The sequence below is a fragment of the Flavobacterium sp. genome (assembly GCF_027490375.1).
Taxonomy (GTDB): domain Bacteria; phylum Bacteroidota; class Bacteroidia; order Flavobacteriales; family Flavobacteriaceae; genus Flavobacterium.
This window is the reverse complement of record NZ_JAIXYH010000073.1, coordinates 36629-62715: the sequence shown is the minus strand read 5'-3', so window position 1 is coordinate 62715 and position 26087 is coordinate 36629. Positions and strand designations below refer to the sequence as shown.

The following is a 26087-nucleotide window of genomic DNA, read 5'->3' as shown; positions in this document are numbered from 1 at the left end:
CAGTCTTAGAATTACAAGCTAACTGCCTCACCACCTGCCGCTTCAATAGCAGCTTTAGCAGTAGCAGTAAATTTATGTGCGCTAACTTTCACTTTTGCAGTAAGAGTACCTCTACCCAAAATTTTAACTACTTCATTTTTAGTAGCCAAACGATTCTCAACGATTGTTGCGAAATCTAATGAGTCGGAGATAACACCTGCGTCAACTAGTGCTTGAATTGTGTCAAGGTTGATTCCTTGATATTCCACTCTGTTGATATTTTTAAATCCAAATTTAGGAACACGTCTTTGTAGTGGCATCTGTCCACCTTCAAATCCGATCTTCTTTGAGTAACCTGAGCGAGACTTCGCACCTTTGTGTCCACGTGCAGCAGTTCCGCCTTTTCCGGAGCCTTCTCCACGACCTACGCGCTTATTTTGGTTGTGCGTTGATCCCTCTGCAGGTTGTAAGTTATGTAAGTTCATAGTTTACGGATTATTTAGCTTCTTCAACAGAAACTAAGTGTTTAACTTTATTGATAATTCCGAGAATAGCAGGGTTGGCTTCGTGCTCAACAACCTGTCCCATTCTGCGAAGTCCAAGAGCCTCAAGGCTTCTTTTCTGTGTTAGCGGGCAATTGATTTTGCTGCGAACTTGTTTTACTTTAATTTTTGCCATGATTCGCTGAATTAACCTTTAAACACTTTATCTAATGAAATACCACGTTGTTTTGCTACTGTGTGAGCGCTTCTCATTTGAAGCAATGCATCGAAAGTAGCTTTAACTACGTTGTGTGGGTTTGATGATCCTTGCGACTTAGAAAGTACGTCGTGAATACCAACAGACTCCAATACCGCACGTACAGCACCACCAGCAATAACTCCAGTACCGTGAGATGCTGGCATCAAGAATACTCTTGCACCACCAAATTTACCTTTTTGCTCGTGCGGAACCGATTGTCCGCTAAGCGGTACGCGTACCAAGTTTTTCTTAGCATCTTCCACAGCTTTAGCAATTGCTTCAGATACGTCTTTAGATTTTCCTAAACCGTGACCTACTACTCCGTTTTCGTCGCCAACTACTACGATGGCAGAGAAACCGAAAGCACGTCCACCTTTAGTAACTTTCGTTACACGGTTTACACTCACCAATCGATCTTTCAATTCAAGACCGCTAGGCTTTACGAATTCTACGTTTTTATACTTTGACATCTTCGATTAGAATTTTAAACCAGCGGCTCTTGCGCCTTCGGCTAGTGATTTAATACGACCGTGGTACAAATAACCACCACGATCAAATGTTACATTCTCGATACCTGCTTTAAGTGCTTTTTCAGCGATAGCTTTACCTACAGCTGCAGCCACTTCTACATTAGTACCTTTAGAATCTACGTCTTTGTCGCGAGATGAAGCTGCCAAGATAGTTACACCTTGTACATCGTCAATCAGCTGAACATAGATTTCTTTATTACTTCTAAACACAGACAAACGCGGCTTAGCAGCAGTACCCGAAACGATTTTACGGATTCTGAATTTGATACGTTGTCTTCTTTCAGTTTTTGTTAATGACATAATCTAATATTTTTAAGCTGATTTACCTGCTTTTCTTCTCAATACTTCACCTACGAATTTCACACCTTTTCCTTTGTAAGGTTCTGGCTTACGGAATCCGCGGATTTTAGCAGCTACTTGACCTAACAATTGTTTGTCGTATGAAGTTAGTTTCACGATTGGGTTCTTACCTTTCTCAGAAATTGTTTCCAAAGTTACTTCTGGAGCAACTTCAAGAATAATATTATGAGAAAAACCAAGTGCTAGATCGAGCTTTTGACCTTGGTTAGAAGCTCTGTAACCTACACCCACTAATTCTAACTCTTTTGTAAAACCTTCAGAAACACCAATAACCATATTGTTGATTAGTGATCTGTACAAACCGTGTTTCGCGCGTTGATCTTTGTGATCTGATGAGCGCTCTACAACGATTTGGTTCTCTTCTATTTTAAGATCCACATCGCTGATAACTTGCGTAAGCTGACCTTTTTTTCCTTTCACTGTAAGGATACCATCTGCATAGTTTACTGTAACACCTGCAGGAATCGAAACGGGATTTTTACCAATTCTAGACATTTCTTGCTGGATTAAGATTAATAAACGTAGCAGATGACTTCACCACCAATGTTTAATTGGCGTGCTTGTTTTCCGGTCATCAAACCTTTTGAAGTTGATACAATAGCGATACCAAGACCATTCAAGATTCTTGGAATTTCTGTAGCTCCGGCATATTTTCTCAAACCAGGCTTACTGATTCTTTGAATGTCCTTGATTACAGACTCTTTGGTTTCTTTGTCGTATTTGAGAGCGATTTTAATCGTACCCTGTACGGTGTTTTGCTCGAATTTGTAGCTCAGGATATAACCCTGATCGAACAAAATCTTAGTGATTTCTTTTTTCAGATTAGAAGCCGGAATTTCGACAACTTTGTGGTTTGCAGCCACAGCGTTTCGTACTCGGGTCAGATAATCTGCGATTGGATCTGTGTACATATTTAATTAATTGCGGTTTTGGTTTTCGCCTACGGCTCTCGCGGCGAACCTTAAACCAATTGATACTCTTTTTTTAATTACCAAGAAGCTTTTTTAACGCCGGGAATCAATCCCATGTTTGCCATTTCACGGAAAGTAACACGTGAAATACCAAACTGGCGCATGTAACCTCTTGGACGACCTGTAAGTTTGCAACGGTTGTGCATTCTTACTGGAGAAGCGTTTTTAGGCAATTTTTGAAGGCCAACATAGTCGCCAGCTTCCAAAAGCGCTTTTCTTTTCGCAGCGTATTTTTCTACAGTTTTTGCACGTTTTACTTCACGTGCTTTCATTGATTCTTTAGCCATCCTTAATTCTTTTTAAATGGTAAACCTAATTCTGCTAAAAGTGATTTTGCTTCTTTGTCTGTTTTAGCGGTAGTCACAAAAGTGATATCCATACCTGCAATTTTATTCACCTTGTCGATATCGATTTCCGGGAAAATAATTTGCTCAGTAATACCCAAGTTGTAGTTACCACGTCCGTCGAAACCAGTAGCTTTAATTCCGTTGAAATCTCTTACACGTGGAAGTGCAGAAGTAATTAAACGATCCAAGAATTCGTACATACGCTCACCGCGAAGGGTAACTTTTGCACCAATTGGCATACCTTTTCTAAGTTTGAACGATGCAACGTCTTTCTTAGAGATTGTAGAAACCGCTTTTTGACCAGTGATTTTCGTCAATTCGTCTACTGCGTATTCGATTAATTTCTTATCGGAAACAGCAGCACCAACACCACGGCTCAAAACGATTTTCTCCAATTTAGGAACTTGCATTACGTTTTTATAGCCGAATTCTTCTTTTAAAGCAGCGATTACGCGGGCTTTATATTCTTCTTTAAGTCTAGGGATATAAGCCATAACTACAATACTTGATTTGATTTTTTAGAAAATCTCACTTTCTTATCTCCTTCAACACGGAAACCAACGCGAGTAGTCTCTTTAGACTTTGGGTCGATTAGTGCAATGTTTGAGATATGAATAGGAGCTTCTTTTTTAATAATACCGCCTTGAGGGTTTTTAGCGCTAGGCTTTGTGTGCTTAGACACCATGTTTACCCCTTCAACGATTGCTCTGTTCTTTTCGCGATCTACGCGTACAACTTTGCCTTCGGCACCTTTGTGATCACCTGCGATAACGCGAACAACGTCTCCTGATTTAATTTTTAACTTAGTCATTGTCTCCTAAAATTAAAGCACCTCAGGTGCAAGTGATACAATTTTCATGAATTGCTTTTCGCGAAGTTCTCTCGCTACTGGACCGAAAACGCGGGTTCCGCGCATTTCACCAGCTGCGTTCAAAAGTACGCAAGCATTATCGTCAAAACGGATGTAAGAACCATCTGCACGACGTACTTCTTTCTTAGTACGTACTACTACAGCAGTTGATACAGCTCCTTTTTTCACGTTACCGTTTGGAGTAGCATCTTTGATTGAAACTACAATTTTATCCCCAACAGAGGCATATCTGCGCTTAGTACCTCCAAGCACACGGATGGTCAGTACTTCTTTAGCACCGGTGTTATCCGCAACTTTTAATCTACTTTCTTGTTGTACCATTACTTAGCTCTTTCAATGATTTCTACTAATCTCCAACACTTTGTTTTACTCATTGGTCGTGTTTCGCTGATGCGAACAGTATCTCCAATGTTACAGTCGTTTTTCTCGTCGTGCGCAACAAATTTCTTAGTACGCAATACGAATTTACCGTATAGTGGGTGTTTTACACGTGTTACCTGAGCCACAACGATTGACTTTTCCATTTTATTGGAAGTCACCACACCGATTCTCTCTTTTCTTAAATTTCTTTTAGCTTCCATAATACAGAATTATTGTTGCTCACGTTTAGTTATTTCAGTAGCAAGACGAGCGACTGTTCGGCGAACAGTTCTGATCTGAAGCGGATTCTCGATTGGAGAGATCGCGTGAGCCATCTTCAAACTGTTGTAAGTTTTCTTGGCCTGGCTTAAGTTTTCTCGTAGTTGCTCTACGGAAAGATTTTTAATTTCTGATTGTTTCATAATTAACAGATTAGGCTTCGAAATCTCTAGCGATTACAAATTTAGTTTTCACTGGAAGTTTTTGAGCCGCAAGGCGCAAAGCTTCTTTTGCAACTGCCAATGGCACTCCACCAACTTCGAACATGATTCTTCCTGGCTTAACAACTGCTGCCCAATATTCGACAGCACCTTTACCTTTACCCATACGTACCTCTAGAGGTTTTTTGGTGATTGGTTTATCTGGGAAGATTTTGATCCAAAGTTGTCCTTCACGTTTCATGTAACGAGTTGCAGCAATACGAGCTGCTTCGATCTGACGTGAGGTTAAGAACATGCCTGTTTCGTGCACAGATTTAATTCCGAACATGCCATTTGAAAGTTCGTGGCCTCTTTGGCTGTTCCCTTTCATTCTACCTTTTTGTACCTTGCGGTACTTCGTTCTTTTAGGCTGTAACATTCGATTTTACTTTTAAAAATTATTTGCGTTTACGAGCGTCCGATTTTGGACCCTTGTTAAAGTTTGACTTTCCTCCGCGTGGTGCATCAGACTTACCTGAATTACCTCCCGCTTGCTTCTTATCCATTCCGATAAGTGGAGAAAGATCTCTCTTTCCGTAAACTTCACCTTTCATAATCCATACTTTGATTCCCATACGACCATAAGTTGTATGTGCTTCAGCCAAAGCGTAATCAATGTCGGCTCTGAAAGTAGACAAAGGAATACGACCTTCTTTAAAAGACTCTGAACGAGCCATTTCAGCACCATTCAAACGTCCTGAAATCATAACTTTGATACCTTCAGCATTCATGCGCATAGAAGCTGCAATAGCCATTTTGATCGCTCTTCTGTAAGAAATACGGCTTTCAATCTGACGTGCAATGCTTGAAGCAACAAGAAATGCATCTAGCTCAGGTCTTTTGATTTCGAAAATATTGATCTGAACTTCCTTGTCGGTAATCTTCTTCAATTCCTCTTTCAACTTATCTACCTCCTGTCCGCCTTTTCCAATAATAATACCTGGACGAGCGGTGGTGATAGTAACGGTTACAAGTTTTAAAGTTCTCTCGATGATTACTTTAGAAACACTAGCTTTTGATAAACGAGCATGGATGTACTTTCTGATTTTGTAGTCTTCAGCGATTTTGTCGCCGTAGTCATTACCACCGAACCAGTTAGAATCCCAACCTCTGATGATCCCAAGTCTGTTACCAATTGGATTTGTCTTCTGTCCCATACTGCTTATGAATTGCTTTGTGTATTATCTGCTTGTCCTAAAACTACGGTTACGTGGTTAGAACGTTTTCTAATTCTGTGTGCGCGACCTTGAGGTGCTGGACGTAGTCTTTTCAACATCATACCACCGTCAACGCGGATTTCTTTAACGAATAGTCCGGCTGCACTAACATCCCCACCTTCATTTTTCTGTTCCCAGTTGTTGATGGCAGATAACAATAGTTTTTCCAACTTTCGTGAAGCTTCTTTAGAGCTGAATCTCAAAAGACTCAACGCTCTTTCCACCTTCTGACCTCTTACTAAATCAGCGACTAAACGCATTTTTCTTGGAGAAGAAGGACAGTTATTTAGTTTAGCAAAAGCAACTTGTTTATTAGCTTCTTTAATGCCTTCAGCTCTTTCTCTTTTACGAACTCCCATAACTGCTTATTTTTTACCTTTATTTTTAGCACCGGCATGACCGCGGAACGAACGTGTTGGTGAAAATTCACCCAGTTTGTGTCCTACCATGTTCTCAGTAACGTATACTGGAACAAATTGGCGACCATTGTGTACTGCAATTGTTTGACCTACGAAATCTGGAGTAATCATCGAAGCACGAGACCACGTTTTGATTACAGCCTTATTTCCTTTCTCGTTATTCTCTAATACCTTTTTCTCTAATTTATAGTGAACAAAAGGTCCTTTTTTTAATGAACGTGCCATCTCTTATTATTTCTTTCTACGTTCTACAATGTACTTGTTGCTCGGATTTTGATTAGAACGGGTTCTGTATCCTTTAGCAGGTAAACCTTTTCTAGATCTTGGGTGTCCTCCAGAAGAACGACCTTCACCACCACCCATTGGGTGATCGACAGGGTTCATCGCTACTGGTCTTGTTCTTGGACGACGACCTAACCAACGGCTGCGACCGGCTTTACCGCTCACGATCAATTGGTGATCCGAGTTTGAAACTGCACCGATAGTTGCTGAACAAGTCAACAAAATCAAACGAGTTTCACCGGATGGCATTTTAATTGTTGCATATTTTCCGTCACGAGCCATAAGCTGCGCGAAAGTACCAGCAGAACGAGCAATAACAGCTCCTTGACCTGGGCGTAACTCAATACAAGAGATTACAGTTCCCAGAGGAATTTGCGACAATGGCATCGTGTTTCCGATCTCTGGCTGAGCAGTTGCACCGCTCATAACTGTTTGACCTACTTGTAAACCATTTTGTGCAATGATGTATGTTTTCTCACCATCAGCATACGCCAATAAAGCGATAAAAGCAGTTCTGTTTGGATCGTATTCGATAGATTTCACAGTAGCAGGAATTCCCGCTTTTGTTCTTTTGAAATCAATAACACGATAACGTTTTTTGTGACCACCACCTGTGTAGCGCATGGTCATCTTTCCTTGACTATTTCTACCTCCAGATTTTTTTATCGGTGCGAGTAATGAACGCTCCGGCTTATCAGTTGTAATAGCGTCAAAACTATTCACAACTCTAAAACGCTGACCCGGGGTAATAGGTTTTAATTTTCTAACTGACATTGTTCTGCCTTGTATTAGATGTTGTTATTATATAAATCGATTGTTTCACCTTCAGCGATTTCGACAATTGCCTTTTTGATTGCATTTGTTTTGCCGTGAATCATTCCGCTTTTGGTGTATTTTGTAGAGCGATCTGGACGAACGTTCATTGTGTTCACACTAACTACAGTTACTCCATAAGCAGCCTCTACAGCTTTCTTAATTTGAACTTTATTAGCGCGACGCTCCACTACAAAGCCATACTGGTTCAAAACCTCGCTTTGTTTGGTAACTTTTTCAGTTACAATTGGCTTAACTAGGATCTCCATTTGCGTCTTATTTATTTAAATTCTCTACAATTCCTTCCAAAGCGCTCTCTAAAACCACTAAAGAATTAGCGTTAAGAATGCTGTAAGTGTTTAATTCTGAGGTTGTTACAACGGAAGCGACCTTCAAATTGCGTGAGGACAAATATACATTATTATTAGACTCACCCAACACGAATAAAGATTTTTTACCTTCTAACCCTAAAGCTTTCAGGATGTTAATAAAACCTTTAGTGCTTGGAGTGTCTAGTGTAATGTCCTCAAGAACGATTAAAGACGCCTCATTTGCTTTAATACTTAAAGCAGAACGACGTGCTAAACGCTTTAAATTCTTATTCAATTTGAAAGAATAGCTTCTTGGTCTAGGACCAAAAATAGTACCCCCTCCTTTGAATACAGGGCTCTTTACAGAACCTGCACGAGCAGTACCTGTACCTTTTTGTTTCTTGATTTTGCGAGTAGAACCTGTAACTTCGTTACGCTCTTTCGCTTTGTGTGTTCCTTGACGTTGGTTAGCAAGATATTGCTTAACATCTAAGTAAATGGCGTGCTTATTAGGCTCAATTCCAAAAACTGAATCAGATAGCGTAATTGTTCTACCTGTTTCTTTTCCGCTGGTATTTAAAACTTTTACTTCCATTACTTCTGAATGATTACATAAGAGTTTGTGTGACCTGGAACGCAACCTTTAACAAGAAGTAAGTTCTTCTCCGCCATCACTTTTAAAACTCTAAGGTTTTGAACTTTTACATTTTCGCCACCCATACGGCCGGCCATACGCATTCCTTTGAATACGCGAGATGGGTAAGACGATGCTCCAACAGAACCTGGAGCTCTTAAACGGTTGTGCTGACCGTGCGTAGACTGTCCAACACCACCAAATCCGTGACGCTTAACAACGCCCTGGAATCCCTTACCTTTAGAAACACCTTGAACATCTACAAATTCTCCTTCTTCGAAGATTGTAACATCAATGATGTCTCCTAATTTTTGTTCTGTTGCAAATTCTTGAAACTCGACAACTTTCTTTTTAGCAACAGTTCCTGCCTTCTTGAAATGACCAAGAGCAGCTTTTGTACTGTGCTTTTCAGTTTTGTCATCGAAACCAAGTTGCAACGCTTCATACCCGTCGACCTCTTTGGTTCTGACTTGGGTAACAACGCATGGTCCAGCTTCGATTACGGTGCAAGGAATATTCTTCCCGTTCTCGTCGAAGATGCTGGTCATGCCGATTTTTCTTCCAATTAACCCAGACATATTAAATTAGTTATAAATTATTAAATTTGAGAATAGTGCATACTACTCCCAAGAGAGCGCGCAAAAGTAATATTTTTATTTTGTAATGCAAACTATTGATATTCCTTTTTTTAAGAAGTTTTCCTAACAACTTAAAAAAGTTAAATAGCAGTACTAAAATCCCTTATTTCATCAAGGAATAAATCGACCGTTCTGAGTAAATGCCGATGTTTATAGTTACAGAAGCGATGTGTCCATTCAAAGAAATTTATCGCGTACAACATTTGAGAATTGCTGTACGTTTTGATTTTAAAATTTTCACAAAGGAATCTGCGAGTTGAATTTTCTTCAAAAAAAAATCCGCCGAACAGTGTCCGACGGATTTGACTTATTGCTTACGAAGCATCACACTTTAATTTCCACTTCAACGCCGCTAGGCAATTCAAGTTTCATTAATGCATCGATAGTTTTCGAAGACGACGAGTAAATATCGATCAATCTCTTGTACGACATTACTTCAAATTGCTCACGCGCTTTCTTGTTTACGTGTGGCGAACGCAACACAGTAAAAAGTTTTTTGTGTGTTGGAAGTGGAATTGGACCAGTAACAACAGCTCCGGTACTTTTCACAGTCTTCACAATTTTCTCCGAAGATTTATCAACCAACATATGGTCGTAAGACTTCAATTTTATTCTGATTTTTTGACTCATTTTCTTAAGAATTAAGCGTTACCTTTTGCTTTTTTGATTACCTCTTCAGAGATGTTTGAAGGTGTCTCAGCGTAGTGCGAGAACTCCATAGTTGAAGTTGCACGACCGGAAGAAAGGGTACGTAAAGTTGTTACATATCCGAACATTTCCGAAAGTGGCACATTTGCTTTGATAACCTTAGAACCTGCTCTGTCGCTCATATCGTTCACCTGACCACGTCTTCTGTTGATATCACCAACGATATCACCCATGTTTTCTTCAGGGGTTAATACTTCAAGCTTCATGATTGGCTCAAGGATGATTGCACCTGCAGCTTTAGCTACCTCTTTGTAACCCATACGCGCTGCTAATTCGAAAGAAAGTGCATCCGAGTCAACAGGGTGGTATGAACCATCCAAAAGTGTAACTTTTAAACTATCTACTTGGTAACCAGCTAAAGGACCTGTTTTCATGGCTTCACGGAAACCTTTCTCAACAGCAGGAACGTATTCTTTTGGTACGTTACCACCTTTAACTTCGTTAACAAACTGTAATCCATCTGGAACTTTTCCATCCACTTCATCAGCTGGCTCAAGACGGAATACAATGTCACCAAATTTACCACGACCACCCGATTGTTTCTTGTAAACCTCACGGTGTTGTGCTGATTTAGTAAACGCTTCTTTGTACTCTACTTGAGGCTCACCTTGGTTAACTTCAACCTTGAACTCACGCTTCATACGATCGATCAAGATATCTAAGTGAAGCTCACCCATACCCGAAATGATTGTTTGACCTGACGCCTCGTCTGTACGAACGGTAAACGTAGGATCTTCCTCAGAAAGTTTTGCCAACGCCATTCCCATTTTATCTACATCAGCCTTAGTTTTAGGCTCGATAGCGATACCAATTACTGGCGCAGGGAACTTCATTGATTCCAAGATAATAGGATTCTTCTCGTCGCAAAGAGTATCTCCTGTTTTGATATCTTTAAATCCAACTGCTGCACCAATATCACCTGCTTCGATAAATTCGATTGGGTTTTGCTTGTTTGCGTGCATTTGGTAGATACGAGAAATACGCTCTTTGTTACCTGAACGTGTATTCAACACATATGAACCGGCATCTAAACGACCTGAGTACGCTCTAAAGAAAGCTAAACGACCTACGAAAGGATCGGTTGCAATCTTGAAAGCTAAAGCCGCGAAAGGCTCTTTAACGTCAGGACGACGCATAATTTTCTTTTGATCTTCTTCTAACAAATCAGAATCATCAGGGTGAATACCTTCGATACCTTCTTTATCTAAAGGAGATGGAAGATATTTACAAACTGCATCTAGCATGAACTGCACGCCTTTGTTTTTGAAAGAAGAACCGCACAACATTGGAATAATTGCCATGTCGATGGTAGCAGCACGAAGTGCATTGTTGATTTCTTCCTCAGTAATAGAATTTTCATCTTCCATATACTTATCAAGAAGATTCTCGTCGTATTCGGCTACTGCTTCGATAAGCGCTGAACGGTATTCTTTAACCTCATCAACCATATCCGCAGGAATCTCTACGATATCGAAAGTAGCTCCTTGTGTTTCGTCATGCCAAATGATAGCCTGATTCTTCACCAAGTCAACTACTCCTTTGAAATCAGCTTCTTCACCGATAGGAAGTGTAATTGCAACTGCATTAGACTTCAACATATCGCGAACTTGCTGACATACAGCCAAGAAGTTTGAACCTTGACGGTCCATCTTGTTCACAAAGCCCATACGAGGCACTCGGTACTGATCTGCAAGACGCCAGTTAGTTTCTGATTGTGGCTCAACACCGTCAACCGCTGAAAACAAGAACACCAATCCGTCGAGAACACGCAATGAACGGTTTACCTCTACGGTAAAGTCAACGTGTCCGGGAGTATCGATGATGTTAAAGTGGTATGGTTTAGATTCTGGAATAACTTTACCTTGTACAGTTGGGAAATTCCATTCGCAAGTTGTCGCTGCAGAGGTAATGGTAATACCACGCTCCTGCTCTTGCGCCATCCAGTCCATGGTAGCAGCTCCATCGTGTACTTCACCAATTTTGTGCGATTTTCCTGTATAGAACAAGATACGCTCAGTGGTAGTTGTTTTACCCGCATCAATGTGCGCAGCAATACCGATATTTCTTGTATATTTAAGATCTCTTGCCATTTCCGATTAGAATCTAAAGTGTGAAAACGCTTTGTTAGCTTCTGCCATTTTGTGAGTATCCATTCTCTTTTTAACCGCAGCACCTTCTTCTTTAGCAGCAGCTAAAACTTCGGCAGCCAGTTTTTGAGACATCGATTTTTCGTTTCTGCGGCGTGCATAAAGGATTAACCATTTCATTGCCATAGAAATCTTGCGATCTGGTCTGATTTGCATCGGAATTTGGAATGTTGCTCCACCAACACGACGGCTACGTACTTCTACGTGCGGCATCACATTAGTTAATGCATCTTTCCAAATCTCTAAAGCTGATTTTTCAGCGTCTTGCTTTTTGTTTTCTACGATATCAAGTGCATCGTAGAACACTTTAAAAGCGGTAGATTTTTTACCATCCCACATCAAATTGTTCACAAAACGTGTAACTAATTGATCGTTAAAACGAGGATCTGGTAAAAGAGGTCTCTTTTTTGCCTGTCTTTTTCTCATGTCTTTTTCTTAAAAGTTTGAATTACTTTTTAGCTTCTTTTGGGCGTTTAGCACCATACTTAGAGCGTCTTTGTGTTCTACCAGCAACACCAGATGTGTCTAGTGCACCGCGAACAATGTGATAACGAACTCCAGGTAAGTCTTTTACCCTTCCTCCCCTAACTAATACTATCGAGTGCTCTTGAAGATTGTGTCCTTCACCAGGAATGTACGCGTTTACCTCGTTCCCATTAGTCAAACGTACACGCGCAACTTTACGCATTGCAGAGTTTGGTTTCTTTGGCGTTGTGGTGTAAACACGAGTACAAACTCCTCGTCTTTGTGGACAAGAATCTAATGCAACCGATTTACTCTTCTTAGTTATCTGGGTTCTTCCAGTTCTTACTAATTGTTGAATTGTTGGCATAATTAATACTACAAGTTTCTAAAATTTCTAAATTCCCGCTTTTTACGGGGTTGCAAAGGTAGAAATAATATTTATGCTTCCAAATCTTAAACTATTAATTTTCAATACAATTCTAAAACAAGCTTTTGCAAAAGATTTTCCGATACTTTTACGTTATGGGTAGTATGACACCGAAATCGGCTTATTTAGTGCTTTTCTTGCTACTGCAATCATTGGTTTACGGCCAAAAAACCGTTTTGATAAAAGTTAATTTTCCCAATCAAAAGATAGAACGCACACTAAAAATCCCTGCCAAAGTATCCGATGAAGACCGGCTACAGCAATTCACAGATTCTTTAAGGCAATCGGGCTATTTGTTTGCCAGCTGTAAATCGAGCATCATTGAAAAAAACAGCATTCTTTTTGAATGTGAATCTGGAGCAAAATTTAACACCGTTGAAATCGACTTAAGCTCGATAACACCCTATCTAACAGAACGACCGAAAAGCATATCGATGAAACCCGCCGAGCTGCCTGCTTTTATGGAATCAATCACTACCAAACTGCAAGATCAAGGAATGGCACTTGCTGGTTTAAAAACAGTGGTTACTGCCGAGCGCGCTGATCAAGTTTTTTTAAAAGTGGAGATTTCGAATACGACGGTACGAAAAATTTCAAATTTAATCTTTGCAGAAAATACCGAGATTCCTAAAAACGTTTTAAAACACTTAAAAGCCCGCTATCGGAAAAGCATTTTCAACGATAAAACCATTTCTAAAATCGAAGCAGAAATCAACAACTTGAAATTTGCCCGGATTGCGCGCAAAAGTGAAGTCTTGTTTACCAAAGATTCGACACTCCTATATATATACGATGAGAAAGTGCGTAATAATCGATTTGAAGGATTTGCAGGACTACAAAACGCAGACAATAAATTGGTGGTAAATGGCTATTTAGATTTAGCATTGGTCAATATTTTAAAGTCTAGCGAAGAATTTCAGTTAAACTGGAAAACCGACGGACAAGAACAACGCAATTTCTTTTTCTCCGGTACTCTACCCTATCTTTTTAATTCGAACTTAGTGCTACGAGGTCAGCTCAACATTTTCAGGCAAGACAGCACCTTTCAAACTTCAAAATCGGCCATAGAAATTGGTTATCTACTCAAACACAATTCACGGATATTTTTAGGATATGAAAGTGGAGAATCCAGTGATATTCAGTCGCAAAATAGCGAGACACTACAAGACTTCCGCAGCACTTTTTACACGGTTGGTTTCGACTTTAGCAGGAATGCAGAAAGTGATGATTTTTTTCGGTACTCGGATTTTGTAAACTTAAAATTAGGCTTTGGGAAATCGGTTCGTGAAACCAGCGAGGTCGACCAAACTCTGTTTAGACTTACTGGCAGCTACAATATAGCTTTTTCTGCAAAAAGCAGAGTTCAAATAAATACCGACAACTACTTCTTAGGATCTCAGAAAATTCTTGTGAATGAATTATATCGTTTCGGTGGTTTTAACTCGATTCGTGGATTGAATGAAAATGTTTTGCAAGCCCACAGCTTTACCTCGCTCATGAATAATTATTACTATCGGGTAGCTCCGAACTTAAATGTTCAAATTTTAAGTGACTTTGGATATTTCAGTGATCAAACAACAAATATTTCAAAAACTGTCATTGCGGCTGGTGCTGGTTTTGTTCTGGCAACTAAAAATGGAATTCTGAATTTCACTTATGCTTTTTCGCGATTATCAGGCACAGAAAACTCGTTACGCAACGCATTGGCACACATTAGCTTTAAGAGCTATTTTTAATAAAAAAGTTCTATTTCAGCAGTTGGGAGCGAGGTGAAAATACATCAAGCATTTCCGGCATATTTTAAACTGAAAGGCGAGCAAAAAGTCGAACTACGTTTTTATCTTTGCCGCATGCAAAATTCAGAAAATATTTTTGGCGTTCGCGCTATTTTGGAAGCAATTCAAGCGAAAACGACGATCGATAAAGTGTATATACAAAAGGATAGCAGTAGCGATTTAATGAAAACGCTAATCAACACCTTGAATCGAGAGCGTATCTCCTATTCGCAAGTTCCGGTAGAGAAGCTTAACAAATTAACGCCGGGAAACCATCAAGGCGCTGTGGCTACAATTGCTCCCATTGATTTTTTGAGTTTAGAAACACTAGTAGAAAAAGCACTTGAAACGACTTCGACGCCGCTTTTTTTGATTTTAGATCAAATTAGCGATGCCCGAAATTTCGGAGCCATTATTCGAACAGCATCATGTACGGGAGTCCACGGAATTATAATCGGAAAAAGTGGAGCTGCTCCTGTAAACGGCGATACTGTAAAGACCAGTGCGGGCGCGGTTTTTAATGTTCCGATCGCCAAAGTAGATCACATTAAAGACGCTATATTTTATTTACAAAGCAGCGACTTTCAAGTAGTAGCAGCTACCGAAAAAACAAATGCTTTGGTTTATGATATTGACTTCACTAAACCATCTGCGATAATTATGGGAAGTGAAGACCGCGGAATAAACCCAAGTGTTTTAAAAATTGTTGATGCTACGGCAAAACTACCCATGCACGGAACCATAGAATCGCTTAATGTTTCGGTGGCTTGCGGTGCTTTTTTGTATGAAGCCATTCGGCAGCGTCTTGCCTAATTCGACTCTTCTTTCTTGGGTTTGAAATCGTAGATTATCTGAACTTCAGAAATAGCTTCTGGCTCGGGTTCGGGCGGTGGTGGGTTTACGAAATTTCCGTTTTCGTCGAATCGTTGCATGAATTTATCGGTCGATGGGTCGTAATCGGGCCGTTGCCAATCGTATTGGGGCTCGATAATAGGATTGTAATCGGCGTATTTTTTGGTTAGGAATAAACCTGCGATGAAACCCGACAAGTGACCTTCCCAACTAATGCCTGCATCGGCTGTTGGGAACATATACCAAATACTACTTCCGTAGAAAAAGATAACCAGAAAAGATAACGCAACCAAGCGGTAATGCTGCACTTGCAAGCCTTTAAAAATGAGAAATGACGCTACCACATAAATTAGTGAGCTAGCGCCTAAATGATAGGAAGGCCGACCGATTAACCAAGTGATGATTCCGGAAAGTAAGATACCTATGACCACTACTTTTAATGCGAGTCGGCGGTAGAAGTACATCAATGCCGTAAGCAATGCGAGAAGCGCCACGCTGTTATTGGCTAAATGTTCGATATCGGCGTGCAGAAAAGGGGCACAAACGACACCTGCCAGACCGGTGAATGTTCTTGGATTGAGCGAGAACGCCACGAAAGTGGTATTTAAAAACTCTTCGATTCCGAAAACGAGCCACAGCGCACCTACGAATAGCAGCGGGAAAAGCCAGGTTGCAGGTGTAAATTTTAAATTCATGGCGCTGTATAGCTAGATTTAATTGTGGAAAGCAAAAACAAGTCCGATTTTTAGTGAACTGCTTTTTTGTCAGGTTTGATTGTGGAAACGATTGCCCTAGCCCGCATAGAAACGGAAAGCTTTGTGTGCTTGCGCTTGCGTTTTGACGGCAGCTGCACATGCGACCGCAGGAAGCGCTTTGCAGCGCCAGACAAAACCAAACGCCAGTGCGCAAACTTGTAGTGGATAGGCGGATTAGCTTCGGGGAAGTATTAAGACAGAAGTATTAAGTATTAAGACGGGAGTATTAAGATTTATGAAATAGAATTACTTTTACGGTATGGATATACCTTTAGCTGAACGTTTGCGGCCGAAGCATTTGCGCGACTATATTAGCCAACCCCATTTGGTTGGTGCGAGTGGGATTTTGACCAAGTTTATTGAATCGGGTGTGGTTCCGAGTTTGTTGTTTTGGGGACCTCCGGGTTCGGGAAAAACAACTTTAGCTCAGCTTTTGGCGGCGGAAACGAAGCGTCCGTTTTATTCATTAAGTGCTGTAAACGCAGGTGTGAAAGACGTGCGAGAGGTTATTGATCGGGCGAAACGCGGCGGTGGAATTTTTGATCCGCAAAAACCGCTTTTGTTTATAGACGAAATTCATCGGTTTAGCAAATCGCAACAAGATTCGTTGTTGGAAGCGGTTGAAAAAGGTTGGTTGACCTTAATTGGAGCCACGACAGAAAATCCGAGTTTTGAGGTTATTCCTGCCCTTTTGTCGCGTTGCCAGTTGTATGTTTTGGAATCCTTTGGTGTTCCGGAGATGGAAACGCTGATTCGACGAGCATTAGCTGAAGATGTTTTGCTAAAAACGCGCGAAGTAAAGATTGAGGAAACTACAGCTTTGATGCGCTATTCGGGCGGTGATGCACGAAAATTATTGAATTTGTTGGAGCTGGTTGTGTTGTCGCAAACTTCGGAGCCTGCAATTATTAACGATGCTCAGGTTTTAGCGGTGGCGCAGCAGCAAATATCGCGCTATGATAAAAGTGGTGAGATGCATTACGATGTGGTTTCGGCTTTTATAAAATCGATTCGCGGCAGTGATCCGAATGCGGCGATTTATTGGTTGGGACGCATGTTGAGCGGTGGTGAAGATGTGAAATTTATTGCTCGACGATTGGTGATTTTAGCCTCGGAAGACATTGGGAATGCCAACCCAACGGCTTTGGTTTTAGCGAACAGTACTTTTCAGGCGGTTTCGGCAATTGGCAATCCGGAGAGTCGGATTATTTTAGCCCAATGTGCGGTTTATTTGGCTAGCAGTCCGAAGTCGAACAGCACTTACGTTGCTATTAATGAGGCTTTGGCACTGATTGAGAAGCTTCCGCCGTATGCAGTTCCGTTGCATTTGCGCAATGCGCCCACGAAATTGATGAAAGAATTGGGCTACGGAGAAGAATACCAGTATGCACATTCGTTCGAAGGAAACTTTGCTTTTCAGGAATATTTACCGGAGGAGCTATCGGGCACGAAGTTTTACGAGCCGGGTACTAATTCTCGGGAAACGACAGATCGTGCGTTTTTGAAAAAGCGTTGGGGCGACAAATACGGATACTGAAACGTTGTTACTGGGGCAATTGCACTTCATAGTTTATACTAATCTTGTTATTACCTTCGTAATATTCGACAAGTAGTTTGCCGCTGTTATAAAACGCTACAGCCGGCTGCGTATCTAGAAAGGCTAAAAATACACCAGGTTTCGACGACTGTTGTAATTGAACCAATACACCTTTTTCGGTTGTAAAGTTGTAGCCTCTTGATGTGCGTTGCGCCAAAATTCCCGCATTTTTGGGTTGATCTTCGTCAACAGTAGAAGCAGCTGCTGTCGTTTGTTTTGTGTTGGCTGCCTGTTCGCTAGGTATTTCACTTCGTTTAACAGTGCTGAGCTTCGGAATAATATCGACTAACGCTTCGTTAAGTGCTTCCTGATAGGCTAATTCATACTCTTTGCTTTTGCTACTGCCAACAATACTTTGCAAAACAATTTGATTTTGACAATCGGCAACATCGATTCTAATTTTCGAAAGGAAGGTACCTTTTAGACGTACTACTTTAATTGTAAAATTATTGCATGCATTATTAAGTACTGCCTCGGGTAGAATATCGCTACTGTAATAAACGACAAAGTCTTTTTCGGCAATACGGTTTTTAACAATGGTACTGATACGATATTGATTTTCTTTGGTTTGCCAATCAAATTGAGTGGGAACAATAAATACTTTTTGCTGTGCGAATCCTAGAGAGGAGGAGATACAGAAAAGAATTACAAAGAATAGTTTTCGAGAATTTTTGGCAAATGAGAAAGGCATGATATTTTTTTATTAAGGTTTGACGAATTTTGGGGATCAAATAACAAGGCATGCATACCGGCATTTAGCGCTCCCGAATAATCAGCAATTTCGCAATCGCCAATCATTATCGATTCGTGAGCATTTGCTTGGGCGGTTCGCAGTGCGTGTTCGTAGATTCGCTTATCAGGTTTTTTATACCCAACTGATTCACTGTGCGTTATTGTTTGAAAATAGTTTTGAATGTTTGCTTGTTTCATTTTCTTTAGCTGAACCGTTTCAAAACCATTAGTAATAATGTGAAGTTGATACTTGATGCTGAGTTCGTGAAGGACTTGATCAGCATGCGGAAACAAGCTTGCAAAATTGGGTAATTCATTGATATAGGTATCCGAAAGTTGCTGTATTTCTGCGTCGGCAATAGTGATCATCAGCTGGTCGAAACTGTCTTTAAATCGACGATAGCGCAATTCATGTTGTGAAATTAGGTTATCGCGGTATAAATCCCACAAATTCTTATTGATGGGAACGTAAACGGGTAGAAAATCGGCTAGCGCAATTCCGCGTTGTAAAAGGTTCAATTCGTTGAATGCTACTTCGAGTGCTTTCGCAGAATTGGTATCGAAATCGTACAACGTATGGTCGAGATCAAAGAAAATATGTTGGAGTTGATTGGTTTTCATTTAGATATCGGGCATTTCCTCTTCTCGTTTAAAGCTATAATAATTATTTGAAGAAACAATAATGTGATCGAGTACGGCAATATCAAGCTGTTTTCCGGCTAGAGCTATTTTTTGTGTGATTTCGAAATCTTGTTTGCTCGGATTGACATTTCCAGAAGGATGGTTATGTGCTAATATAATGGCAACCGCGGATAGTTGCAATGCTTGTTTGAAAATAACACGTATGTCGACCACAGTGCAAGTAAGGCCACCACTACTAATTTTAACAGAACTGAGGATTTTATTTGAGTTGTTGAGATAAACGACCCAGAATTCTTCGTGTTCGAGATAGCCGATAAGTGGTTTCAAATACTGATACATCTCGTTGCTTGTTTTAAATGTCTTTTGTTCTTGGGCGGCTTCGAGTTCTCTGCGGCGTCCGAGTTCGAAAGCGGCCAATATAGCAACGGCTTTAGCGGTACCAATTCCTTTAAACTTTTTTAAATCGGTTAGCGATTGATTAGCGAGTACATGTAGTTTGTTTTGATTGAAGTTAAGCATGTGCCGAGCTACGGCTACGACCGATTTACTTTTAAAACCACTTCCAAGAATAATGGCTAATAATTCAGAGTCGGATAGTGCGTTTACCCCCTTGGTGCTAAGTTTTTCACGTGGCTGTTCGGATTCGTGCCAAGTATTAATTGGCCCTTCGTTTATTAAATCGTACATCTGTATGGCTTTTAAATAAGCCTAAAAGTACGGATTTTATGCTAACCTTGATTTTAATTTTCCAAAATCAATTGCTCCATAATTCCCAGAACTCATTAACAGTAGAACTGAATTTCTTGATTCTAGAGGAAGTTCAGAAACATAATTACGGAAATCCTCAGCGGTGGTAAATACAATCAAATCGGTTCGATCAAATGCCTCCTTAATGTCATCAGGACTAACTTTTGTCATCCCTTTAATTTTAAGCGCTTCCAAGTCGTAAAATACCACAGCCGTATCAGCAAGTTCGAGTGCAGCTTTATACTGTACGAGAAACTCAGGGTTCAAGCTGCTGTATGTATGTAATTCGAGGCAAGCAATAAAATTTACCCCTTGAAACTGATTTTTTACTGCGGCAGTTGTAGCTTTTACTTTACTTGGCGCATGTGCAAAATCTTTGAAAACAGTACTTGTTTGGTTTCGAGCAACAAGTTCTAGACGTTTTGATGCTCCTTTAAAGGAAACGATCGCTTCGTAAAATTCAGCTTCATCTACGCCCATGCATTGGCAAACCCACTTTGCGGCGGCCAAATTACTGAGGTTATGTTCTCCGAATACCGCCAAAGGCAGCTCACCGTGTGCGGTTTTTAAATAGGTAATTCCGTTTTTGATGCTGAAATCTGGAACGTTGTAAGGTATTTTTCGAATTGGATTTGAACTTTCTTCTACAATTCGCTTAACGACTTCGTCTTGTTCGTTATAAATTAAAATGCCACCGGGAGTAATCTTCGAAATAAAAATCCGAAACTGTTCTACATAAGAATCGAATGTAGGAAAGACGTTGATATGATCCCAGGCAATTCCGCTGATTACGGCAATATTTGGGTTATAGAGATGGAATTTTGGTCGACGATCGATTGGTGAAGATAGATACTCATCGCCTTCGATCAAGAAGAATTCGTTTTCAGGTTCTATTGAAACCATACGATCAAAACCTTCGAGCTGAGCACCTACCATATAGTCGGTTGGTTTATCACAGTAATTGAGAACGTGCAGCACCATTGACGTAATTGATGTTTTTCCATGGGAACCACCAATAACGACACGCGTTTTATTCTTCCCTTGTTCGTATAAAAATTCGGGATAGGAATAAATTTTTATGCCCAGTTCTTTGGCTCGTAAAAGTTCAGGATTATCTTCCTTTGCGTGCATCCCGAGAACTACAGCATCTAAAGAAGTTGTGATTTTTTCAGGAAACCAGCCGAGCTTGGTAGGTAGTAAACCCGCGTTCTTAAGTCGTGTAAGCGAGGGTTCAAAGATAGCGTCGTCGCTGCCCGTGATGGTGTCACCTTTTGCGTGTAATGCTAGTGCAAGGTTGTGCATGGCACTTCCTCCAACTGCAATAAAATGGATTTTCATTTTTTTGATATTAACCTAGTTTCTGCAATTTATCAAATTGCTTAGTAAGCTTGTATAAATTGATAAGTTTTTGCTTGGTCGTTCTCGAATTTCCGAGTTTATAGGCTTGTAGATAATAGTTTTCTGCCACTTTGTATCTTTTGAAATATTCGGCGATGCGACCTCTAGAAAGATATCCATCGATTGGGGAGATTTTCAATAACTCACTAGCGTACTGTTGTGCTTTTCGTTCGCTACCACCAACTATAGCGGGAAGCTCGAGGTACAATTCAATTAGGGCATATCGAGCTTCAATGTGCTTGCCATCAAGTTTTATAGCCGTTTCAAAAGAGTTTTTTATCTCTCCAATCATGCCAAGGGCTTTAAATTTGTTGCACTCTTTTGCGAACATGCCCAAGGCTCCACCATATTTGTAATGATAATTGGCGATTTCAGGTCGTGCTTGCACCAGTTGCTTGTAATACTTAATTGCAAGCTCCCAATTTTTATTTTGCCCTGCTTTATCTCCTAAAGCTTCCAGTTGCTTTAAGTCGGGCTCGGGGCTATCATGTAGAAGAGAACAATTTACTAATTGATTTACACAAAAACGACCCATGCGTGCTGCATCGGTCGTTTGTGTAAATAAGCATGCGGTAAGCGTAGTAATTAAAGCTAGGAGCTTACGCATAATAATTTTTATTTAGATAGTACTATTTTCTGACTAACTGATTTGTTACCATCGTTACATCTTAAGATGTAAACTCCGTTCGTTAAATCCGAAATATCGATTGAGTTATTAAGCGCTGAGCTGTCTAGAGTTTTAACAATTCTACCACTGATATCAAATAACTGGATCTGAACGCGATCTGTAGACGCTTCGTAGCCTACATTGATAAACCCTTTCGATGGGTTTGGATAAACTACAAACGGTTTGGTTCTGTTGATGTCTTCATTATTAAGTACCAAAGACGGCCCTGTAACAATTAAAGAGAACGGTTGCTGACCAGCAATTAAGTTGCTTTTATGGGTTACAGTAATTGTGTATGTACCACTTGGATTATCAACTTGAACTTTTTCAAAGTTATCTACATCATTATCACCCTCTCTTGTAGCTGGAGCAGTCGGATTTGCTACATCTAAACGCCAAGGATAAAATGTCTGACCATCTTTCGTAACTCTCAAATCTAGGTCATTAACCAAGTATTTAGTTGTTGGATCATTAGTTCCATTTGAATTTGCAGATGCGGCTCTATCAGTCCAAGAGATAGATACATTCAAGGGTGTTGTTCCATTTGCCGCAACCGTAATTGAGTAGGAAGTTCCTGTTGTAATCGTGTTCTCTGAGATTAAACTCGTTTGGCCACTAGCAGTAATTGCATTTGCAGCAGCTTCGCAGTTGATTAATCCCCAACCATACGAATAATCGGGTCCAACTTCAACACCTGCTTCATCTGCTGTATGCATGATTAGGCCTTTAAGCGTTGCTGCTCTCATGTAAGAACCTTTTAAACTATTGTAATACTGCTGTAAAAGTAGAGCGGAACCTGCTACACCGGGTGATGCCATCGAGGTACCGTCTAAAATTCCATTTGCGGTATCGCTGTTGCTTAAAGTTGATCTAACACTTACACCTTTAGTAACAACCTCCGGTTTGATACGCCCATCATCTGTTGGCCCCCAACTACTAAAATTCGACATTTGTACGGAATTAGGGCCGGTATAATTAAGAACTTGATTAACAGCACCGACTGTCAAGAAATTTTTAGCATTTTGCATTCCTCTTGTGAGGTTGTATCCAAATTTCTCGGACAGATAAGGCCCGACAACTGCGTCAGAAAAATCGTTGCGATCGTTTCCTGCCGCTGTAACTGCCAGATAGAAAGGAGCACCGGCAGCAATTAAATCAAAACCACGAGCACGCGAATCATAGGCGCCAAACATCCAAGCTCCGCCACCACCGTTACCCGAGATCCAGTAAGAGTGATTTGAAACAAGTAGACCGTTAGAGGCCTCATTTGTCATTTCAGAATAATCAGAATTCCAGTCGTATGATTTAACAGAAGAGTCAAAAGCTACACCACGAAGATTTGCTGTTATTCCTTGTGCGCAAATGGTACCCACAACATGCGTTGCGTGATCATCTAGTTCACCACCATCGGCAACAAATACCTTATTATTTGGAAATTCCACATGAGTTGATCTCGCTGAGCCACCGTCCCAAACAACTGCATTCATTCCCTGACCTTGGATGTTTAGACCAAGGTTACCACCTGAATACAGACGATTTGCACGCGCGGTTCTGGCTGCATTTGCGTTTCCTGCTACAAAATACGCTACAGTACCGTCGGGATTTATATCATAAATCTCTTTTAAGACACCATTCTCAGACTTCGATCTTCTTGTCTGACCTGGATTATTACGCAAATACTGTTCTATACGCACAAAACGTTCCTGCTCTTCACGTTGGAACTCTAATTTAAGAGAATCAAGCGTTTTCAAATCTGACATTTGGGCGATTTTAGCCCTTTCTTCGATGGTTTGCCCGTTTGCCCATAAGGCAACTAACAAAAAAGCTGAGATAGTAAAAGTTTTCATGATATAAAAGTAAAAAAATCCTGATTTTTCAATCAGGATTTTTAATTATTTTAAGAAAATACTTAAGGAACTGTTATGACATTGGTACCTGTGTAGAAATTTCCTACGGTTGCACCAGCATCATTAACCGCTGCCAATACGTAATCTAATGTAATGGTTTTGGTAGCTTCATCGTAAGTACCCGAAGCTTCGTAAACCGCATCTAATGCACCTGAAGCATTAACTCTCGATACAGTAGCGGCCACAGTAGCGGTACCAGTAGTAGCTCCTGGGAAATCAGGCACCAAAACGATTTCATAGACCTCATTGGTTGGGGAAGGAACTCCAGGGAGATTATTTTCAATTCTGATAGTATCACAATCTCCATTTGCATTCAAACCACCTACACCTGGCGTACTTCCGAAACCAACATCTTCAACATCTACAGGGCCAAACCATAAATCAAAATTGGTAGGACAGTCGTCATTTGCAATTAAGAAGGTTTTTTCAAAAGTCCCGAGAGCAGCTTCAAAACCAACGCTAACATTAGGAGCAGTGGTAGCTAAAGTAGCTTTAAATCTGCGAGCTTCGTTAAAATCAACATCGTCAACAACGTTAAGAACAAATTCACCTGTGAATTCTCCCGCCGGAATCGTTATCGATAGATTTTGGAAAGTAAAATTAGTACCTGTAACAGCAGTATCATCCACCACGTTGAGTGACACAACCACATCTTGCGCTTGTGCAACAGAAAGTGCAACAGGAATACGAACTTGTCCGACATTCTCTGTAAAAGAGATAACTTCAGTGGTGTTTACAAAAGTAAGCACATCAGTTTCACCATAGGTCTTGAAAAGATCATGGTTATCTTGTTCGCACGATGACAATGCGAACAAACCTCCTACCAAAAAGGGAATTATAACTTTTTTCATGTTAGTTAGTATAACCAGGATTTTGTTCAATATTTTGATTCAAATTTCTAATCTGCTGATCAATTGGTAATTGCCAACGGTAATCATCTGCAGCAACTGTTTGTGGACTTGGGATGTTTCCGCTACCATCAGCTAAATGTCCGAGCCCAGAGCGCTGAAGCGGCAAACCTAAACGCTTCAAAGTACAGAAACGATCTCCTTCCATTGCTAATTCTAAACGACGTTGTAATAAAATAGCATTTAATAAAGCTTGTCCTGCCTCGTTCGGACTTACAAAGTTATTGTATCGACGTGAACGAATATTATTCACAGCAGTTAAAGCAGCTGCTTCATCACCTAATCTGTAAGCTGCTTCAGCTAGATTAAGATACACCTCTGAAAGACGAATATACTTACCATCAACCCAACGCAAGTTTCCTGCATCACGGAAATATTTATTTACGTGGTGATAGAACAATCCGTTAGTTGAAGACGTAGCCCAATAAACTGAACGACGAATATCTGTTGAAGTATACAAATCAACAAACGCTTTGTCTCCAACGAATTCAGAAAAGATTTCGCCAGATAACAACTGGTTGAAATTTACACCTAACTGAATATTGTCTTGTGCAGTTAAACGAACTGTAAATAATTCTTCAACGTTTGCAGTGTAACTATCTTGCCAAAATCCAGCAACTTGAGCTCTCGTCATAAGAGTTGTACCTAAAGCGATACATTCTTCAGCGCGCTGTCTTGCTAATTGGTAATTACCTGCATACAAATAAACTCTAGAAAGTAGTCCTTTTACTGCTCTTTGAGAAATTGTGAATGGTTCATTGGTATTTGAAACCAAAGTACTCGCTTCTTCAAGATCAGCAATGATGCGCTCGTAGGTTTCTTGAACTGTAGCAAGACGTGCCGGCTTTTGAAGCGGATCGAAACGATCAACATAAGCAACACCTAATGAAGCATTGGCGTCAGCGCTTTGTGTTGGAATTTTAGCGTAGAATCTTGCAACATCGAAATGGCAAATACCTCGCACGGCCAAAGCTTGTCCTAAAACGTTATTTTTAAAATCGCCGTCTGCGAGATTGTCGATATTCGAAATAATCGCATTAGCTCTACTTATCACAAAATACGCACCACTATACAAACCTGTCGGCGCTTCGTTTGAATTGTAGGTAAACTCAGCTGCTCTACGCCCTGATTGACGACCTTCTGTGTTAAAAACAAGATTGTCTGACATTACATCCGGAGTAGCAACCAAATCGCCAGCACTTCCACTTCCAGCGAAATAACCACTAGAACGGAAACCACCATACATTCCTAGAATAGCCTGTTCAAAATCTTCAGGAGTTCTATAAAATGTATTTAAAGTTACTGCATTGTACGGCTCGTATTGATCGTACAATCCATCGCAGCTACCAAGGCCTAAAGCTAGAGAAGCAGCGAATAAAGTTTTTGAAAATATATTTTTCATCTTTGA

General features: G+C 40.4%; 36 protein-coding genes. 3 read left to right on the top strand and 33 right to left on the bottom strand.

Going from position 1 to position 26087, the window contains the following annotated elements:
- Positions 1 to 11: 11 nt before the first annotated feature.
- The 24 genes from rplO to rpsL form a co-directional block, all read right to left on the bottom strand.
- Positions 12 to 464: a 50S ribosomal protein L15 gene (gene rplO, locus Q0064_RS11075; RefSeq protein ID WP_094486800.1), complete on the bottom strand. Its 453-nt coding sequence runs from the start codon at positions 462 to 464 to the stop codon at positions 12 to 14.
- A 10-nt stretch (positions 465 to 474) separates the two neighbouring features.
- Positions 475 to 657 carry a 50S ribosomal protein L30 gene (gene rpmD / locus Q0064_RS11070; RefSeq protein WP_094486799.1) on the bottom strand — a complete coding sequence of 61 codons (183 nt, stop codon included), beginning with the start codon at positions 655 to 657 and terminating at the stop codon, positions 475 to 477.
- Between the two features lie 11 nt (positions 658 to 668).
- On the bottom strand, positions 669 to 1190 hold the full coding sequence (gene rpsE, locus Q0064_RS11065; protein WP_094486798.1) for a 30S ribosomal protein S5: 522 nt from the start codon (positions 1188 to 1190) through the stop codon (positions 669 to 671).
- Positions 1191 to 1196: 6 nt separating this feature from the next.
- The gene (gene rplR, locus Q0064_RS11060; protein ID WP_094486797.1) at positions 1197 to 1550 is read right to left on the bottom strand and encodes a 50S ribosomal protein L18; all 354 of its coding nucleotides are present in this window, start codon (positions 1548 to 1550) and stop codon (positions 1197 to 1199) included.
- Between the two features lie 12 nt (positions 1551 to 1562).
- Positions 1563 to 2105: a 50S ribosomal protein L6 gene (rplF, locus tag Q0064_RS11055; RefSeq protein WP_298148298.1), complete on the bottom strand. Its 543-nt coding sequence runs from the start codon at positions 2103 to 2105 to the stop codon at positions 1563 to 1565.
- A 17-nt stretch (positions 2106 to 2122) separates the two neighbouring features.
- Positions 2123 to 2521 carry a 30S ribosomal protein S8 gene (rpsH, locus tag Q0064_RS11050; protein ID WP_298148297.1) on the bottom strand — a complete coding sequence of 133 codons (399 nt, stop codon included), beginning with the start codon at positions 2519 to 2521 and terminating at the stop codon, positions 2123 to 2125.
- A gap of 77 nt (positions 2522 to 2598) precedes the next feature.
- Positions 2599 to 2868 carry a 30S ribosomal protein S14 gene (gene rpsN, locus Q0064_RS11045; protein WP_094486794.1) on the bottom strand — a complete coding sequence of 90 codons (270 nt, stop codon included), beginning with the start codon at positions 2866 to 2868 and terminating at the stop codon, positions 2599 to 2601.
- 2 nt (positions 2869 to 2870) lie between these two features.
- On the bottom strand, positions 2871 to 3422 hold the full coding sequence (rplE, locus tag Q0064_RS11040) for a 50S ribosomal protein L5 (RefSeq protein WP_094486793.1): 552 nt from the start codon (positions 3420 to 3422) through the stop codon (positions 2871 to 2873).
- A gap of 2 nt (positions 3423 to 3424) precedes the next feature.
- On the bottom strand, positions 3425 to 3739 hold the full coding sequence (rplX, locus tag Q0064_RS11035) for a 50S ribosomal protein L24 (protein ID WP_094486792.1): 315 nt from the start codon (positions 3737 to 3739) through the stop codon (positions 3425 to 3427).
- A gap of 12 nt (positions 3740 to 3751) precedes the next feature.
- Complete coding sequence (gene rplN / locus Q0064_RS11030; protein WP_007803649.1) at positions 3752 to 4120, bottom strand: 50S ribosomal protein L14; 369 nt, start codon at positions 4118 to 4120, stop codon at positions 3752 to 3754.
- On the bottom strand, positions 4120 to 4380 hold the full coding sequence (rpsQ, locus tag Q0064_RS11025) for a 30S ribosomal protein S17 (RefSeq protein ID WP_094486791.1): 261 nt from the start codon (positions 4378 to 4380) through the stop codon (positions 4120 to 4122). Before rpsQ ends, rplN begins: the two co-directional genes overlap by 1 nt.
- A gap of 9 nt (positions 4381 to 4389) precedes the next feature.
- On the bottom strand, positions 4390 to 4581 hold the full coding sequence (gene rpmC / locus Q0064_RS11020) for a 50S ribosomal protein L29 (protein ID WP_094486790.1): 192 nt from the start codon (positions 4579 to 4581) through the stop codon (positions 4390 to 4392).
- 10 nt (positions 4582 to 4591) lie between these two features.
- Positions 4592 to 5017, bottom strand: a complete 426-nt coding sequence (gene rplP, locus Q0064_RS11015; RefSeq protein ID WP_094486789.1) for a 50S ribosomal protein L16 — start codon at positions 5015 to 5017, stop codon at positions 4592 to 4594.
- 19 nt (positions 5018 to 5036) lie between these two features.
- Positions 5037 to 5795 carry a 30S ribosomal protein S3 gene (rpsC, locus tag Q0064_RS11010; protein WP_094486788.1) on the bottom strand — a complete coding sequence of 253 codons (759 nt, stop codon included), beginning with the start codon at positions 5793 to 5795 and terminating at the stop codon, positions 5037 to 5039.
- 5 nt (positions 5796 to 5800) lie between these two features.
- Positions 5801 to 6214, bottom strand: coding sequence for a 50S ribosomal protein L22 (rplV, locus tag Q0064_RS11005; protein WP_298148296.1), 414 nt, complete (start codon positions 6212 to 6214; stop codon positions 5801 to 5803).
- Between the two features lie 6 nt (positions 6215 to 6220).
- Complete coding sequence (gene rpsS / locus Q0064_RS11000; RefSeq protein ID WP_094486786.1) at positions 6221 to 6499, bottom strand: 30S ribosomal protein S19; 279 nt, start codon at positions 6497 to 6499, stop codon at positions 6221 to 6223.
- Between the two features lie 6 nt (positions 6500 to 6505).
- Positions 6506 to 7330, bottom strand: coding sequence for a 50S ribosomal protein L2 (gene rplB / locus Q0064_RS10995; RefSeq protein ID WP_094486785.1), 825 nt, complete (start codon positions 7328 to 7330; stop codon positions 6506 to 6508).
- 14 nt (positions 7331 to 7344) lie between these two features.
- The gene (gene rplW, locus Q0064_RS10990; RefSeq protein ID WP_094486784.1) at positions 7345 to 7638 is read right to left on the bottom strand and encodes a 50S ribosomal protein L23; all 294 of its coding nucleotides are present in this window, start codon (positions 7636 to 7638) and stop codon (positions 7345 to 7347) included.
- 7 nt (positions 7639 to 7645) lie between these two features.
- Positions 7646 to 8275, bottom strand: a complete 630-nt coding sequence (gene rplD / locus Q0064_RS10985; protein WP_298148295.1) for a 50S ribosomal protein L4 — start codon at positions 8273 to 8275, stop codon at positions 7646 to 7648.
- Positions 8275 to 8892 (bottom strand): 50S ribosomal protein L3, encoded by a 618-nt coding sequence (gene rplC, locus Q0064_RS10980; RefSeq protein WP_094486782.1) that lies wholly within the window; start codon positions 8890 to 8892, stop codon positions 8275 to 8277. The genes rplD and rplC overlap by 1 nt, the downstream gene beginning before the upstream one ends.
- Before the next feature lie 384 nt (positions 8893 to 9276).
- A complete protein-coding gene (gene rpsJ, locus Q0064_RS10975; RefSeq protein WP_091141407.1) occupies positions 9277 to 9582 on the bottom strand; it encodes a 30S ribosomal protein S10 in 306 nt (101 codons plus the stop codon).
- Positions 9583 to 9593: 11 nt separating this feature from the next.
- The gene (gene fusA / locus Q0064_RS10970) at positions 9594 to 11750 is read right to left on the bottom strand and encodes an elongation factor G (protein ID WP_298148294.1); all 2157 of its coding nucleotides are present in this window, start codon (positions 11748 to 11750) and stop codon (positions 9594 to 9596) included.
- Between the two features lie 6 nt (positions 11751 to 11756).
- Positions 11757 to 12233: a 30S ribosomal protein S7 gene (gene rpsG / locus Q0064_RS10965; RefSeq protein WP_094486779.1), complete on the bottom strand. Its 477-nt coding sequence runs from the start codon at positions 12231 to 12233 to the stop codon at positions 11757 to 11759.
- A 22-nt stretch (positions 12234 to 12255) separates the two neighbouring features.
- The gene (rpsL, locus tag Q0064_RS10960; RefSeq protein ID WP_007136570.1) at positions 12256 to 12639 is read right to left on the bottom strand and encodes a 30S ribosomal protein S12; all 384 of its coding nucleotides are present in this window, start codon (positions 12637 to 12639) and stop codon (positions 12256 to 12258) included.
- A gap of 125 nt (positions 12640 to 12764) precedes the next feature.
- Between rpsL and Q0064_RS10955 the strand changes: the two genes are divergently transcribed.
- Both Q0064_RS10955 and rlmB read left to right on the top strand, forming a co-directional pair.
- Positions 12765 to 14435 (top strand): hypothetical protein, encoded by a 1671-nt coding sequence (locus tag Q0064_RS10955; RefSeq protein ID WP_298148293.1) that lies wholly within the window; start codon positions 12765 to 12767, stop codon positions 14433 to 14435.
- Positions 14436 to 14549: 114 nt separating this feature from the next.
- A complete protein-coding gene (gene rlmB / locus Q0064_RS10950) occupies positions 14550 to 15287 on the top strand; it encodes a 23S rRNA (guanosine(2251)-2'-O)-methyltransferase RlmB (RefSeq protein ID WP_298148292.1) in 738 nt (245 codons plus the stop codon).
- Here rlmB and Q0064_RS10945 read toward each other — a convergent pair.
- Positions 15284 to 16021: a rhomboid family intramembrane serine protease gene (locus Q0064_RS10945; RefSeq protein WP_298148291.1), complete on the bottom strand. Its 738-nt coding sequence runs from the start codon at positions 16019 to 16021 to the stop codon at positions 15284 to 15286. The genes rlmB and Q0064_RS10945 overlap by 4 nt on opposite strands.
- A gap of 319 nt (positions 16022 to 16340) precedes the next feature.
- Here Q0064_RS10945 and Q0064_RS10940 point away from each other — a divergent pair, with 319 nt between their 5' ends.
- Positions 16341 to 17618, top strand: coding sequence for a replication-associated recombination protein A (locus Q0064_RS10940; protein ID WP_298148290.1), 1278 nt, complete (start codon positions 16341 to 16343; stop codon positions 17616 to 17618).
- Positions 17619 to 17625: 7 nt separating this feature from the next.
- Here Q0064_RS10940 and Q0064_RS10935 read toward each other — a convergent pair whose 3' ends face one another.
- The 8 genes from Q0064_RS10935 to Q0064_RS10900 all read right to left on the bottom strand — a co-directional run bounded on the left by Q0064_RS10935 (position 17626) and on the right by Q0064_RS10900 (position 26081).
- Positions 17626 to 18369, bottom strand: a complete 744-nt coding sequence (locus Q0064_RS10935) for a hypothetical protein (RefSeq protein WP_298148289.1) — start codon at positions 18367 to 18369, stop codon at positions 17626 to 17628.
- The gene (locus Q0064_RS10930; protein ID WP_298148288.1) at positions 18324 to 19031 is read right to left on the bottom strand and encodes a YjjG family noncanonical pyrimidine nucleotidase; all 708 of its coding nucleotides are present in this window, start codon (positions 19029 to 19031) and stop codon (positions 18324 to 18326) included. Before Q0064_RS10930 ends, Q0064_RS10935 begins: the two co-directional genes overlap by 46 nt.
- On the bottom strand, positions 19032 to 19739 hold the full coding sequence (gene radC, locus Q0064_RS10925) for a DNA repair protein RadC (protein WP_298148287.1): 708 nt from the start codon (positions 19737 to 19739) through the stop codon (positions 19032 to 19034). It lies immediately after the preceding gene.
- Between the two features lie 36 nt (positions 19740 to 19775).
- A complete protein-coding gene (locus Q0064_RS10920; protein ID WP_298148286.1) occupies positions 19776 to 21137 on the bottom strand; it encodes a Mur ligase family protein in 1362 nt (453 codons plus the stop codon).
- A gap of 10 nt (positions 21138 to 21147) precedes the next feature.
- A complete protein-coding gene (locus tag Q0064_RS10915; RefSeq protein WP_298148285.1) occupies positions 21148 to 21804 on the bottom strand; it encodes a hypothetical protein in 657 nt (218 codons plus the stop codon).
- Between the two features lie 8 nt (positions 21805 to 21812).
- Complete coding sequence (locus Q0064_RS10910; RefSeq protein ID WP_298148284.1) at positions 21813 to 23624, bottom strand: S8 family serine peptidase; 1812 nt, start codon at positions 23622 to 23624, stop codon at positions 21813 to 21815.
- Between the two features lie 149 nt (positions 23625 to 23773).
- A complete protein-coding gene (locus Q0064_RS10905) occupies positions 23774 to 24622 on the bottom strand; it encodes a Calx-beta domain-containing protein (RefSeq protein WP_298148283.1) in 849 nt (282 codons plus the stop codon).
- Position 24623: 1 nt separating this feature from the next.
- Positions 24624 to 26081 carry a RagB/SusD family nutrient uptake outer membrane protein gene (locus Q0064_RS10900; protein WP_298148282.1) on the bottom strand — a complete coding sequence of 486 codons (1458 nt, stop codon included), beginning with the start codon at positions 26079 to 26081 and terminating at the stop codon, positions 24624 to 24626.
- Positions 26082 to 26087: the final 6 nt, after the last annotated feature.